The following is a 13,225-nucleotide window of genomic DNA, read 5'->3' as shown; positions in this document are numbered from 1 at the left end:
ATATGACTTTAACTTGTTAAGATTGCATGATAAACGATTTGAATATTACGGGGAAGAAGCATTTGAAAAAAACAAGAGAAAAATCGGAAAGTTCTCCAGCGCCTACACTATATTCTCCGTTCGCGCCATTTCTATTGCTTCTTCGCGGTTGTTGACGTCGAGCTTCGAGTAGAGATTCGAGCAGTAATTTCGGATCGTTCCCTCCGATAAAAATAGCTTGGCGGCGATCGACTTGTAGCGCAACCCGTTTGACAGATGCTCCAGAATCTCCATCTCGCGTTTCGTAAGCCCGTACGGGTAGTTTTCCTTACTTGAGCCGATCTTCTCCAACTGCTCGCGTTGACGCCTCATCTCTTCGAAAACACGCGTAGCGACCGATTGGTCGATCCAGGTTCCTCCGTTATAAATAAGTTTCAAGGCTTCCTTCATCTCCCGCGGATGAATCGACTTCAGCATGTAGCCTTCCGCCCCGCGCTCCAATGCAGTTGCTGCCTGCAAGGTATCCTCAAACGTTGACATGAGCACAATCTTCATATCAGGCCATCGTTGTTTCATCTCAAGTAAAGCTTCAAGCCCGTCCATTTCCTGCATGCGAATATCCATTAGCACGATATCCGGCTGCGACCGCTCACAATGTTCTAATGCTTCGCACCCGTCCCCGGCCTTACCAACGACGGTAAAATCAGCATGCTGATCCAAAAGTTGCTCCAAACTGTCGGTAATGATCGCTTGGTCATCAACGATCAGCAGGCGGATCGTGTCATGTACTGGCTCTGTCTGCAACAGAATATTACATATGACGAAAGTTCCTTGCCCAGACCCGGAATGAACGGACAGCGTGCCGTGAAATAGTTCAAGCCGTTCCTTCACCCCATTGAGCCCGAATCCGAATTGGATTTCTTCCATTCCGATGCCGTTATCTTCGATCTGTAACCGGAGCTGCTGACTATCGAAATGCAGTTGAACGGATATCACGCTCGCCTGGCCGTGCCGAACCGCGTTGGTTAGAGACTCTTGAAGGCAGCGATACAGACAAAATTTTATTTTTTGCATAACGAGAGTCTCATTGCCGATCACACGAAATTTGACCGTTATACCTGTCGACTTCATAAACTTTTCGGTTAATTGCCGCAGCGATTCACTTAACGAATGGCTTAACGGAGTATGAGAAAGCTGGTGCAGATGCTTTCGGATATCATCCAGACTGTGCTGGGCAATACCGACAAGCGAATCGATCCTCTCGATCTGCGAATCCGGCACGGACGATCGTAGCGATTCGACGCCAACGATGAGCGAGGTAAGCGCATGGCCAATCGTGTCATGCAGCTCATGTGAAAGCCGGCTGCGCTCCTCTATCAGTGTAAGCTCCTCAATCCGCTTAATATGCTGCTCCAGCAACAGCTTCTGCTCTTGAATAATTCGGGCTTGCTTATGGGACTGAATTAATATATTAAACGCGATGCCGATGGCAAAACCAAGGCTGCAGCTAACGATAAACTCATACGGGAGACGATCAGCGATCCAACCGTTCAATGCAGGGAATACGATTCCACAGAGGACACCTGTCCACATATAGGTTTTTCGACTGCTCTCCAACCCGATAATCATCACGAGTAAAACGAAAGACCAAAGCAATCCCGGCGCTGCGTAGGCTAAATAAAGATGAAAAAAGCCCGCTGCCGTGACATCGACTGCAAGATACCGGTCTTCTTTCCTATAGCGGACGATTAATGGAACGAGGTAAACGACAAAAGCAAGAGAAAGAACAATCCAAAGCGACGCATCGATTAATGACGGATTGATAAAATCAGCGCTTGTGATTATGACCAGCCAAAGCGTTCGTATGGCCACAAATATCCAATCATACCAGAACCATTTTTTCATTATGGAGAACACGGATTATGAACACCTACTTGTATTTTTTTTCAAACCAATTTCCGAATGATTCAGAGCTATCATGCACCATAACTTCCCGATCCGTCAAGCGAAAGAGGGGGGGGGAATGGTTAGAATTTAGCTTAGAAAGTACGTCATATATGACAGTTGACAGTTTGTCATGCGTTATAAGTGACAGGTCCAAATAAGATGTCATCAAAAGCTTAGCGGTTTTATCACTGTTCGATTTTACAATTACGGAGGTAAGATGAGGGGGTAAATCAGAACAACATTCTAAAATAATAGGAGCGATGCATTATGAAATCATTCACCATTCAAAAAGGAGTTGCACTTACTTTAACAGCTATATTGGCGGGTCCACTGGCTTTCCATGCTTATGGAACTGTCCACGCAAAAGATCAGACGGCAACCTATCAAGCTATCGATAAAGTTGGCAATAACGAGAAAGAAAAGAAAAGAAAGCATCGGGAAGAAGTCAAACGCGTCATGGATCAAGTAGTTACCACCAAAGGAGTCCCAAGTGTCATAGCTGGCGGGCTACAGGACGGGAAAAGCTGGTCTTACGCTACAGGTACAGCAAGTTACGAAGTACCACGCCCGGTGGAGTCCGATTTCTCATTCCGTATTGGAAGCATTTCGAAGACGTTCACCGCCTCCGTTGTATTGCAGTTGGCTGACGAGAAAAAATTGAATCTGGATGATTCGGTCGAAAAATGGCTGCCAGGGGTCATAAAAGGTAAAGGGTATGACGGCAATAAAATTACGATTCGTCAGTTATTGAATCATACAAGTGGGCTTGCTAGCTATACAGATTTGGATTTCCGAGATATTACTTTGCCTCAAAATCCGTACCGTTACTATTCCGTCGATGAGCTTATCGGCATGGGACTTTCAAAGCCGCCTGTATTTGCGCCAGGGAAGGGCTGGAACTATTCCAACATAAATACTGTACTAGCCGGTCAAATTATTCAGAAGGTAACAGGAGAAACGTATGCGGAGCAGATCAGGAAACGTTTCATCATACCTCTTGGGATGACAGGAACATTTGTGATGGGAAATAGTCACGAAATTCCGGGTAAGCATGCCACAGGATATAATATGGACAGATCGGGTCATTTGTATGATTTTACAGAAATGAATCAATCATGGGCAAATGCAGCCGGAGATATAGTCTCAACAACCATAGATTTGACTACCTTCTTCAGTGCGCTGTTGAGCGGGGAGCTTCTATCTCAAGAGATGATGGACCAGATGCACACAACAGTAGATGGACCTTTTGGTAAAGTCGGACTAGGAATTTATGAATTTAAAACAGCGGACGGGCAATCCTACTGGGGGCATGCCGGCGGTACTTTCGGATATGAATCGAGAGCCGTTGGATCTCTAGACGGGAAGCATATTTTGATAACGGCCATCAACGCGGTAGGCCCGGTAGTGTCGCCGGCTCACGATAAAATAATCAATAAGGAGTTTGGCCGTTAAGTTTAAAGCCGACATCGCTCCCTTTATTTGAGAGCGGTGTCGGTTTTCTTGCTGAGATTGCAGTCTCTTCATGTAAGGGGTACTGCCAACATTTCGGGAATTTTGTAAAGTAAGCAAATTTAACCTTAAAAAAAGCCGTTAAGGAATCAACCTTTTATTTTTCTTGTTGTTACAAACGTTAAGTTGAATGGTTCTCAAAAAAACAAATTATATGTTTTTATACAATTACCAATGAGTAAAAAGAATGTTCATTGTGAAAGTAGCTCTTACAAGGAACAGTCATTAAATTATCGTTGTTAATTTTTGATATCTATTAGATTTCATTAAGATACTTCATTCACTAACAGGTGCGTTCAAAAAAGACTGATCCATCTGATACAATTGTACGAAGTTTGATATTCCACAATCGGGCGCGATTCTAGAAGAAGTTTCGCTTTTCTTATAGAACTAACGGGTGCTTTAGCTGAAGATCGGAGCTGTCTTTAAGGCAGCTTTTTCTTTATGCAACTAAACCAGCTAATAGTTTGTCAACATTTATCAATAAAAACTAAAAATATTTCATGCTATACTAAAAATATGCATACCAAATAGCCCCCCTACGAACAGCGTTTGGAAAGTTTTGTGATATTTAGTTGCACTTTCAAACTAGTCTAGATCTTGGAAAGTCGAGTTGTTTTGTAATAGTGCATAAATCCATTGTAGAAGCTTATTAGCACATGCTATAACAGCTACTTTATAGGGCTTTCCTTCTTTCCGTTTCTTATCATAGAACTCACGTAATCTCTTATTACGAGGGATGACTTCATCAGTCGTTTTCTTTTTGCGACAATCACGAATGGCACATCGAACAGCCATATATAGGGCATGCCGTAATCTACTCGAACCTCTTTTGGTTATTTTGTTTACGGATCCCTTGAATCTACCAGATTCAAAGATACTAGGATCAATTCCTGCAAATGCTACGAGTTTTTTAGGGTGATTAAACCGATCAATCTCACCAATTTCAGAAATAATCGTTGCCGCGATTTTTTCACCGATACCAGGGATTGATTGGATTATCTTATATTCTTCAATTTCTTTAGCCAAAGCACCTATCTCTTCATCCAACTTTGATAGGTGCTTTTGGTATTCCATAAGCATTTTGATATACATTTCTAAGCTCATTATGTGACTTTGATACAGTGTTGTCTGAAAGGGATTTTTAGCTGCTGCAGCTATAAGTTTCTTTGCCTTTGTATTTGCCCACTTTCTTGAACGACTTGTACATAATTCATCGATTTTATTACCTAATGCTTCTTCATCGACTACCAAAACATCTTTAGATGTAGGAAATTCTAATAAGGTTAGTAAAGAGACAACTGAATATAAGTCCCCAAAAACCCCATGATACTCAGGGAAAACCTGATCAAGAACTGCTTGAAATTGAAGTTTCGTTTGTACATATATACCCGTTACATTTTCGTGTTGTCTTGTAAGATTACGAAGGTTTAAGAGTTGAATTCCTCGTTTTTTATTTGGTTCCAAATCTTCTTTATAATACAGCTCGCAGAGATGGTAAGCATCAATCACATCTGTCTTTACTTTTCGTAGAGATGAGCTCTTTGCTCGATAGGAGACAAGTGGGTTAATGATAATTAGTAAATAACCTCTTTCCTCGAAATACTGAACAACTGGAGTATGATAATGCCCAGTAGACTCTAAAACGACCGGAGGTCGAATTCCTGCTAAGTTTTCTATCTCTCTAAGATATTGGTGTAAGCTCTCTAGCCCTTCAATGGTATGTGCTACTTTAAAACTTCTTTTATAAGGCTTCTTCTTATCCAAGAATGCTTGAACCTGACTTTCACCTTTAGCTACATCCAGACCAACTACTGGATTCATTTTTTATCTCCTCCAAAAACATAATATTTGCCGGTAACCCCTAATCCTTCTTGCAGTATCATAGCTTCGCTTGTTATACGAGATCTTGGTCCCAACCAGCCAAATCATGTTTAAGCAAGTAGGGGGCGAACTGTTTAGTTGACGGGATCTTAAGCCCCACGGGCAGGTACGTTCTACCCCGGATACCGTTATCATATATCGATATAAAAATTGTTCAACCAGAAATAACTGGCTGACCTTTATAATACGAAGGGGCAGGATAGTTCAACAAGGGGATAGATTGTTAAAGAAGATGGTAAATGAACTTAATCGAGCAAGTTAATTTAATAGATTAAAATCGGTTGTTTGATATAATTACAGAAAATTAAAAAAGTTCAGGGGGATGTAAAATGAATATTAAAGGATTTTCGATCTCTACTAATAAACAGTATTTAGATGTAGAGTTAATACATAATTTTTTGAATCAAGAAGCTTACTGGTCAAAGGGGATACCAAAGGAAACAGTAATAAGGTCAATTGAAAATACGTCATTATGTTTTGGGGTTTATAAAGGTGAAATAGGAAATGAAGGTATTGAACAAGTTGGTTTTGCAAGGGTAATAACAGATTTAGCAACATTTGCGTACCTTAGCGATGTGTTTATATTACCAGACTATCGTAAATTGGGATTATCAAAATGGTTAATGGATGTTATCACCAACCATTCCGAACTACAAGAGGTTCGTAGGTTTATGTTAGCTACTAATGATGCACATGCATTATATAAAAAATACGGTTTTAATCAGATTGATAATCCAGAACGGTTTATGCAAAAAGTCCGTAAATCCCCATATCAACAATAAGACTATTTTAACAACAGGTGCGAAAGGGATTAGACCCTACATAATCGTGCACAGAATGTCGGATGATTCGTTTCAACTCCTGCTATTCTATTGATATAAGGAGGTCATTGAATGGGTTTGCTCAAAAATATGAATGATGCCATTAAATTCATTGAAGAAAATCTTACGAACGAAATCGACTTTAAAGAAGTTGCAAGGCTAGCTTATTGCTCGGAATATCATTTTAAAAGGATGTTTTCGTTCCTTGCAGGTATTTCACTATCCGAGTATATCCGCCGAAGACGACTTACGCTTGCAGCGTTTGAGCTTAAAGATAACAACATAAAGGTCATTGATATAGCGATAAAGTACGGATACAGCTCACCAGATTCTTTTGCAAGAGCGTTTCAACATTTGCATGGCATCACACCATCAGAAGCGAGAAGTAATGGCCATTCACTTAAAGCCTATCCACCGATGTCCTTCCAATTATCCATTAAAGGAGGCAGTGAAATGAACTATCGAATTGAAGAAAAAGAGGCATTTCACATAATTGGAATTAAAAAAAGAGTTCCAATCATTTTTAACGGGGTTAATCCAGAGATCGCATCTATGTGGGAAAGATTAGACGAGAAAACGATAAATGAACTTAAAAGCCTATCGAATGTCGAGCCATTAGGACTGCTTAGTGCATCTGCGAACTTTTCCGAAGGAAGGTTGGACGAAAAAGGGGAGCTTGATCATTATATCGGCGCAGCAACAACGAGGGAGTGTCCAGATAACTTAACACAGCTTGAAGTTGATGCATCTACATGGGCGGTATTCGAAGCAGTCGGCCCCTTTCCTGAAACACTGCAAAATGTATGGGGTCGTATTTATTCTGAATGGTTCCCATCCTCTAACTATGAACAAATAGAAGGGCCGGAAATCCTTTGGAATGAAAATAAAGATGTAACTTCACCAACATTTAGAAGTGAAATATGGATCCCCGTTATGAAAAAGTAAGGATGGGCGAAGGATTTATCCGAAGAGCTGTCTTAAGGCAGCTTTTTCTTATGGAACAAACAGGGCAGGATAATGGAATAAGGGTTAGGTGAAATTTGCTATAACAGCTATAATGTTGGTTAGAAAGTGCTTATATAAGGAGAATGAAAAATGCCTGTTATTGAGTATCAACAATTTATTAAAGCACCAGTTGAAATATGTTTTGACCTTGAGGAGCGTGGATATCCACACCAAAACGACAGCGAAAACAAAGGAAATTGCTGTTGAAGGTGAGACAGAGGGGCTATTAGAGGAGGGAGATACTGTAACTTAGGAAGCCATTCCCTTTGGTATTAAACAAAGGCTGAAAGCCCAAGTGACATTAATGGAAAAACCAAATAAGTTTGTAGATATTATGGTGAAGGGAGCCTTCCATTCTTTTGTTCACACACATCAGTTTATAGAAGAACCAGGCGGAACTATAATGATAGATAAATTTCAATATAAGTCACCGTTCGGTCCGATTGGAGTTTTAGCTGATAAGTTGTTTTTGGAGAAGTACATGAGAGCATTTATCGCTTCTCGTGCAAAGGCACTGAAAAAGATTGCCGAGAATATGCTCTAACCTTGTTTAACAACAGGGTGTTGTTGTTGCCTTTTTTTGTTCCAGAAGAGTGGACTTTTATTATAAAAATGCTTTTAAATTATACAAAAACGACTTGATGGATTAGGAGTAATGGTTGATTAATAGCTGTACTCGTTTTAAAATTACCAGTTCTTAATGAACTAACGGTGCTATTGTTTAATGAAAAATCTACTAATCTAGTATAATAGTTCTTCTTTTGTCTATACTGTCTATTAATATGGTATAGAGTGGAGAGAAACAGGTATGATCTTAACTGATGTATGGGGTTTATATAAGGCAGATAAGCAAATCCAAGGTTATTCTCCACAAACATTAAAGGCCTATTACGTCCAATTTAACTTGTTGGTGAATAGTTTTGGAAATATATCCATTCAAGAACTTTCAACTAATTCTCTTAAAGTTTATCTGGGAAAAGCAGCTGAAAAGCTTAAGCCATCCAGTCTGGGTCACAGAATTCGATTTATTAAATCTTTATTTAGATGGGCTCAGGATGAAAATTTAATTAATGGAAATCCTGCTTCCAAAATCAAGGAACCAAAATTAGAATTAAGGGTTCCAAAATACTTGTCTGAAGAGGTAATTGAACATTTGCGGGAAGCTTGTCATACAACATTCGAAAATGCTTTATTTGAGTTTATGTATTCAACAGGATGCAGAATTGGTGAAGCAATAACTCTAGATAGGGCCTCAATCAATTTCTCTAATCAATCAGCAATCGTATTAGGTAAAGGACATAAAGAACGAGAAGTATATTTCAATACTCGTTGTGAAATATGGTTGAAGCGATATTTAAATGAACGAAAAGATCATGAGGAAGCACTATTTGTGACAACACGTGCACCCCATCGAATGAGTATTTCTCAAGCGAGAAACATTATAAAACTGGTAGCAAAGAGAACGGACATTAAAAAGAGCATTCATCCCCACCAGCTTAGACATAGTTACGCCACAAATTTATTGAATAATGGAGCGCCTCTAGAAGTGATTCAAAATTTAATGGGTCATGAAAAAAGTGAAACCGCAAAAATTTATGCATATCTAAGTGGTGCAATGCGGAGAGACTTGTATAGAAAGTATTTTTAAGGGACCAAGGGTCCTTTTTATTTTGTTCTTAATAAACTATCGGGGCAGGTTAGTTCAACAAACGTAGTGACTAGAACTGTTAAAACGATGAAGATGACGCAACCAAAAGATGTTTGAATCTAAGAAGCTATAGTCATTTTTAATCATTTAAATAATCAGTTTATTCTGATATTATAAAAGGGATAAAGATTGGAGGAGGAAATAACATAAAAAGCTTATTTTCAATCTTAAGTACCTTTGTGTTAGTTCTGGTAGGTGGAATGGTATTAGGTACTTCTTCTGCTCAAGCAAGTGTTCCTCAGTATTCTTTTCAAACAGAAGATGGAAAATGGGATGGTGAAATTGGAAATCCTAACAAAGGTAGTGACTTAGAGGTAGAACTAGTTTCCCCAATCTATTTAAAGACTTCTTCTGGAAGTAAGTTATTGACTAATTATAGTAACGTATGGTCTCGTCTCTGCAATGCTAGTACTGGAAAGTGCACAGGCTATCATCGCTTAGCAGGTGGAAAGACATTATTCACAGGTATGAAAATAGGTAAATTTTATGTTGATGTGAAAGATGGATACTCTTCTGGCAAAGTATATGGAAAACTACAAATTGTTTTCAAATAACTTGTATTACTTGCTACCCACTCTTAATGGGTAGCTTTTTATATGAAAAGTTTCTAAAATAAATTAATATCTAAATATTTTTGTATAATTTACTAAAATTGAGCTTCACCACTGCCCTTTTTTCCAGAAAAGAAGTGAAGTTAACTGAATTGACTAGTACGTTCACAAACGCTACACGAGCCATAATACTACAAGATACAGTAAATGGTGTTTGTGTAGACATGAAATAAAGTTTGATACTTTGTTAATGAACTAACGGGGCAGTTTAGTTGAAGAAGCATGGTAAAATTTATTTAAAGAAAATGGTACGGAAGCGGCTAAAATGGCTAAGTTAAAATTATTAAAAAGTATAGGACATAACACTGTTCATAGCTTTTTAAGTTTAATGAATTATCGAGATAACGGATATGTTATTGAACATTTATATAATATCGCTAAAGAGAAAAATATGGATAGTATTGTTATAGATATTTTAGGAAGTAGTATTAAACCTAAAGTTTTTGAAATCCCTGTCATAGAGCAGTCTTTAAATGATTTAGGGAAGGATTTCGAACGTCATTTAAAATGTGAAAATATTCCGATAGATAATATTTGTTCTGCAACAGCAAGCATAGTTTTTAATTTAGAAAACCCACATATTAGTGCTTCAGGTGGTGAATTAGAAAAATATGATTGTCTTGTAGAAATTATAGATAAAAATAAGAAATCACATGAAATTACCGTTAAAGAATGGTGGCGGTAGTTCAACGGGTGCGTTAGTTGAAGATCGGAGCTGTCTTAAGGCAGCTTTTTCTTTATGCAACTAACGGGGCAGTTTAGTTCATTACAGTTTATAATACAAGTAGACTTTGATTTAGATTGAGGAGATAAAATAATGCGTTCTTTTTTGAGAAAAGAATTTTGGGATGACAGAAATAAACCTATTCTGTTTATACAGTGGGTATTGATAATCTTTGCAATAATATTATATTTCCAAACTTATGACAGAATAGATTATATTTACTCTGGAATTTTAAGATTAATTGCAGGAATAATCATCCTTCTAACAGGAATTGAAAACTACATTGTTAAAAAAAGAGATTATATATTTTGGTTCATCCTAACGATAATGTTTTGTGGAAGGGGAATAGACATATTAATGAACTAACAGGTGCGTTAGTTCTACAAGGATCACTAAAAATAATCAAACTATTTTATAAAAATTGTTTACTAAATCACTAGAAAAGAATCCATTTTGATCAATCTTTATTTCAAAGTTACAGTTGATTCTTTTTTCAACAGATGCTTTAGCACTATAAGAGAAATAAAAGTCATTTCCTAACGTACAGGAAACGGCCTTTTTTTGCTGGGATTTGCTTAGCATACAAAATCCGAAATGTTGGCGCTACCCCTTCTATACGCCTTTTTCTATGACAAAAAACGACAAAACAAATGAAAAGTAACAGTAATAATATACGTGCAGAATAGCACTTAAAATAAGTGCAAATTATCACCTAAGTAACAAACATTCATTTCAACGGGAATTTGAGCGTGTTCAGAAAAGGACGACTTTCTGAACAGATAGCGGTAAAATCTTAGATGCTACCCTTTACCCCATTGAATAAAAACAAAAAGCACGAAAAGGAATTTGATCTTCCTTTTTGTGCTTTTTTTAGTGTTTATAGAAGAAATCGTCTTTGCTTACTGCCCTACTTGCCATGGACGACTGACTTGTGGTTTCCGTTTTCTTTGTTTTGGCCCTAATTCTTCTTTTGTCATTCTACGAGGCTCCATCCCTCGTTCAACACGGGTACGTATTTCCTTCGAATAAGAAAACAAATTGGGTGGTTGGTAGACACGGGAAGCCCCCTGCTGGCAGTCCGGACATTGCGCTGTTCCTTTATAGCCTGCCATTGACTTAAAGAATAGTGTGAACTCACCGCAATGACTGCAGTTAAAGGTGTAACTAGGCAAGGAAAGTCCCCCTTCATCCATCTATTTATTACTTCGGATCAATATTTTTATCAAATATTTGGGTCGGGATGGCCACCGTACAACACGCATTCGGGATATCGACGATTCCATTTATCCGGCCTTCAATAGGCGCTGTACCTAATAGCATATAAGCCTGCTCCCCTGTATAACCGAGTGTTTTCAAATATTCAATCGCATTCAGGCAAGCCCGGCGGTAAGCAATATGCGCATCCAAATAATGTTGTTTTCCTGTAAACTCATCTACTGAAATGCCTTCGAACACTAAATAATCGGAATAATTCGGTTCAACCGGACCAGGTTTGAAGACAGGATTGTCTTTAATTTTATATTTCTCCATACCGCCCTTGATCACGTCGACACGAAGATCAATCCATCCCGCCATTTCAATTCCACCACAAAATGTGATTTCGCCATCCCCTTGTGAAAAATGAAGGTCACCTACCGAAAGTTTTGCCCCATCCACAAACACTGGGAAGAAGATTCTTGAACCTTTTGATAAATTTTTGATGTCACAGTTTCCTCCATTTTCCCTTGGAGGAACAGTTCTCGCTCCCTCTTTGACCACCCGGTCAAATTCTGCTCCTTTTAACGTGCCGAGCACTGCATGCTCTGCTTGAGGAGAAGTTGCTAGTTCAGGTACGCGGTCAGGATCTGTCATCTTCAATTCATTTTCACGTTTGTTCCACTCTTGCAGAAGCTCCATTGAAGGCGCCACCCCAATTAACCCCGGATGGATGAGCCCGGCAAACTTAACACCCGGCACATGCCTTGAAGTCGTATAAATTCCTTCAAAGTCCCAGATAGATTTCGCTGCTTTCGGATAATGTTCCGTTAAAAAACTTCCGCCATTTTCCTTCGCAAAAATCCCATTAAAACCCCATTCAGACTCGGCAAACGCACCGATATCCAAAATATCAACAACTAATAAATCTCCCGGTTCCACTCCATTTACATAAACCGGTCCGCTTAGCACATGAACTCGCGGCAAAATAACATCCCTAATGTCGCTAGGATCGTCATTGTTGCTAATTTGTCCATCCGTCCAATCTTTACACTCCATGCGGAAAGATTGGCCCAGCTCCACCGAAAAAGCAGCGGGAATATCCGGATGCCAGCGATTATGCCCCGGGTGTGCCTGTTGCTCCATTGGCTTACTGAGATCAAGTTTAAACAAAGTTTTAGGCATGTTACTCCTCCTTCAATCTATTGATCTATGAAGTTAGTCTATGTATACGTTTTCATATTAACCATTTTAACAAAAATAGTCAAATTATTCATATTTTAACAGAGGGATACGACGCCCCCCCCGACGAGCGTAATCTTGATGACACGCCCGACTAAAAGCCGCATTGTCTACTCGCAAACGGTCGGCAGGGGAACGCGGCTGTTTCCAGGAAGACTGAATGGCGGTAAAATCAACGGATCCTACCTTTACCCCTATAACAAATTCAATTTGCCAAAGTATTGGGGAACGCGAAACGGCGCATCCCATCGATGGTGCAAAATGGGATTTGTATGAGCAAAATCTATTTTCTGAAAATCATATTTTCTATGGGGGCTATGGAGGGATTGGTTATTACGGTTCTAGTACTAGTAGATTCTTAGCGGAATCGTATTTTATGCTATAAGTCCAAACACTTGGTCAATGAATTCTTTCTGATTTTGGACAGACTGATTCCGTAAATCAATCTGTCCCTTTTTATTATATGCATGGCTTCAACACCACTCAATATAGGGGTCCAACCGTCAAAACGCACTTATTATACGCTAAGACAGATATTGTAAGATGATTCACTAAAAACGGTTTAAACTCTTCATTTTAGTAATTTGATTTTGGTATAGCT

The 13,225-nt window shown here is 39.0% G+C and carries 11 protein-coding genes and 3 pseudogenes; 9 read left to right on the top strand and 5 right to left on the bottom strand.

Annotated features, from left to right (window positions below):
* Positions 1–102: 102 nt before the first annotated feature.
* Positions 103–1,896: a helix-turn-helix transcriptional regulator gene (locus RE409_RS17210; protein ID WP_201223882.1), complete on the bottom strand. Its 1,794-nt coding sequence runs from the start codon at positions 1,894–1,896 to the stop codon at positions 103–105.
* Between the two features lie 297 nt (positions 1,897–2,193).
* Between RE409_RS17210 and RE409_RS17205 the strand changes: the two genes are divergently transcribed.
* Positions 2,194–3,378 (top strand): serine hydrolase domain-containing protein, encoded by a 1,185-nt coding sequence (locus RE409_RS17205; protein WP_309557837.1) that lies wholly within the window; start codon positions 2,194–2,196, stop codon positions 3,376–3,378.
* 645 nt (positions 3,379–4,023) lie between these two features.
* Here RE409_RS17205 and RE409_RS17200 read toward each other — a convergent pair.
* On the bottom strand, positions 4,024–5,259 hold the full coding sequence (locus RE409_RS17200; RefSeq protein WP_309557836.1) for an IS110 family RNA-guided transposase: 1,236 nt from the start codon (positions 5,257–5,259) through the stop codon (positions 4,024–4,026).
* A 389-nt stretch (positions 5,260–5,648) separates the two neighbouring features.
* Here RE409_RS17200 and RE409_RS17195 point away from each other — a divergent pair, with 389 nt between their 5' ends.
* The 7 genes and pseudogenes from RE409_RS17195 (at position 5,649) to RE409_RS17165 (ending at position 10,554) form a co-directional block, all read left to right on the top strand.
* Positions 5,649–6,101: a GNAT family N-acetyltransferase gene (locus RE409_RS17195; protein WP_201223888.1), complete on the top strand. Its 453-nt coding sequence runs from the start codon at positions 5,649–5,651 to the stop codon at positions 6,099–6,101.
* A gap of 111 nt (positions 6,102–6,212) precedes the next feature.
* Positions 6,213–7,085 (top strand): AraC family transcriptional regulator, encoded by an 873-nt coding sequence (locus RE409_RS17190; RefSeq protein ID WP_201223890.1) that lies wholly within the window; start codon positions 6,213–6,215, stop codon positions 7,083–7,085.
* Between the two features lie 150 nt (positions 7,086–7,235).
* A pseudogene (locus tag RE409_RS17185) lies at positions 7,236–7,689 on the top strand (cell division protein).
* A 264-nt stretch (positions 7,690–7,953) separates the two neighbouring features.
* Positions 7,954–8,793, top strand: coding sequence for a tyrosine-type recombinase/integrase (locus tag RE409_RS17180; RefSeq protein WP_309557835.1), 840 nt, complete (start codon positions 7,954–7,956; stop codon positions 8,791–8,793).
* 260 nt (positions 8,794–9,053) lie between these two features.
* Positions 9,054–9,407 (top strand): hypothetical protein, encoded by a 354-nt coding sequence (locus tag RE409_RS17175; RefSeq protein WP_207196376.1) that lies wholly within the window; start codon positions 9,054–9,056, stop codon positions 9,405–9,407.
* Positions 9,408–9,729: 322 nt separating this feature from the next.
* Complete coding sequence (locus RE409_RS17170) at positions 9,730–10,149, top strand: hypothetical protein (RefSeq protein ID WP_201223894.1); 420 nt, start codon at positions 9,730–9,732, stop codon at positions 10,147–10,149.
* Between the two features lie 132 nt (positions 10,150–10,281).
* Positions 10,282–10,554, top strand: coding sequence for a hypothetical protein (locus RE409_RS17165; protein WP_201223896.1), 273 nt, complete (start codon positions 10,282–10,284; stop codon positions 10,552–10,554).
* Positions 10,555–11,087: 533 nt separating this feature from the next.
* On the opposite strand, the gene RE409_RS17160 is transcribed toward RE409_RS17165, so the two are convergent.
* Both RE409_RS17160 and fmdA read right to left on the bottom strand, forming a co-directional pair.
* Positions 11,088–11,360 carry a zinc ribbon domain-containing protein gene (locus RE409_RS17160; protein ID WP_201185515.1) on the bottom strand — a complete coding sequence of 91 codons (273 nt, stop codon included), beginning with the start codon at positions 11,358–11,360 and terminating at the stop codon, positions 11,088–11,090.
* Between the two features lie 28 nt (positions 11,361–11,388).
* Positions 11,389–12,567 carry a formamidase gene (fmdA, locus tag RE409_RS17155; protein WP_201185513.1) on the bottom strand — a complete coding sequence of 393 codons (1,179 nt, stop codon included), beginning with the start codon at positions 12,565–12,567 and terminating at the stop codon, positions 11,389–11,391.
* A 252-nt stretch (positions 12,568–12,819) separates the two neighbouring features.
* Between fmdA and RE409_RS17150 the strand changes: the two are divergent.
* Positions 12,820–13,003, top strand: a pseudogene (locus RE409_RS17150) (Tn3 family transposase); the annotation flags it as partial.
* Here the strand turns inward: RE409_RS17150 and RE409_RS17145 are convergent.
* Positions 12,999–13,120, bottom strand: a pseudogene (locus tag RE409_RS17145) (IS6 family transposase); the annotation flags it as partial. The pseudogenes RE409_RS17150 and RE409_RS17145 overlap by 5 nt on opposite strands.
* Between the last annotated feature and the right edge of the window lie 105 nt (positions 13,121–13,225).

Origin of the sequence: Peribacillus sp. R9-11 (assembly GCF_031345095.1) — a bacterium.
Classification (GTDB): Bacteria; Bacillota; Bacilli; order Bacillales; family DSM-1321; genus Peribacillus; species Peribacillus butanolivorans.
Note: the sequence above shows the minus strand (reverse complement) of the source record. Positions and strands in the feature narration are given on the sequence as shown.

Coding starts and splice junctions, on each gene's coding strand:
- RE409_RS17195 (WP_201223888.1), top strand. CDS start 5,649: ATGAATATTAAAGGATTTTCGATCTCTACTAATAAACAGTATTTAGAT.
- RE409_RS17180 (WP_309557835.1), top strand. CDS start 7,954: ATGATCTTAACTGATGTATGGGGTTTATATAAGGCAGATAAGCAAATC.
- fmdA (WP_201185513.1), bottom strand. CDS start 12,567: ATGCCTAAAACTTTGTTTAAACTTGATCTCAGTAAGCCAATGGAGCAA.
- RE409_RS17200 (WP_309557836.1), bottom strand. CDS start 5,259: ATGAATCCAGTAGTTGGTCTGGATGTAGCTAAAGGTGAAAGTCAGGTT.
- RE409_RS17190 (WP_201223890.1), top strand. CDS start 6,213: ATGGGTTTGCTCAAAAATATGAATGATGCCATTAAATTCATTGAAGAA.
- RE409_RS17205 (WP_309557837.1), top strand. CDS start 2,194: ATGAAATCATTCACCATTCAAAAAGGAGTTGCACTTACTTTAACAGCT.
- RE409_RS17165 (WP_201223896.1), top strand. CDS start 10,282: ATGCGTTCTTTTTTGAGAAAAGAATTTTGGGATGACAGAAATAAACCT.
- RE409_RS17175 (WP_207196376.1), top strand. CDS start 9,054: ATGGTATTAGGTACTTCTTCTGCTCAAGCAAGTGTTCCTCAGTATTCT.
- RE409_RS17170 (WP_201223894.1), top strand. CDS start 9,730: ATGGCTAAGTTAAAATTATTAAAAAGTATAGGACATAACACTGTTCAT.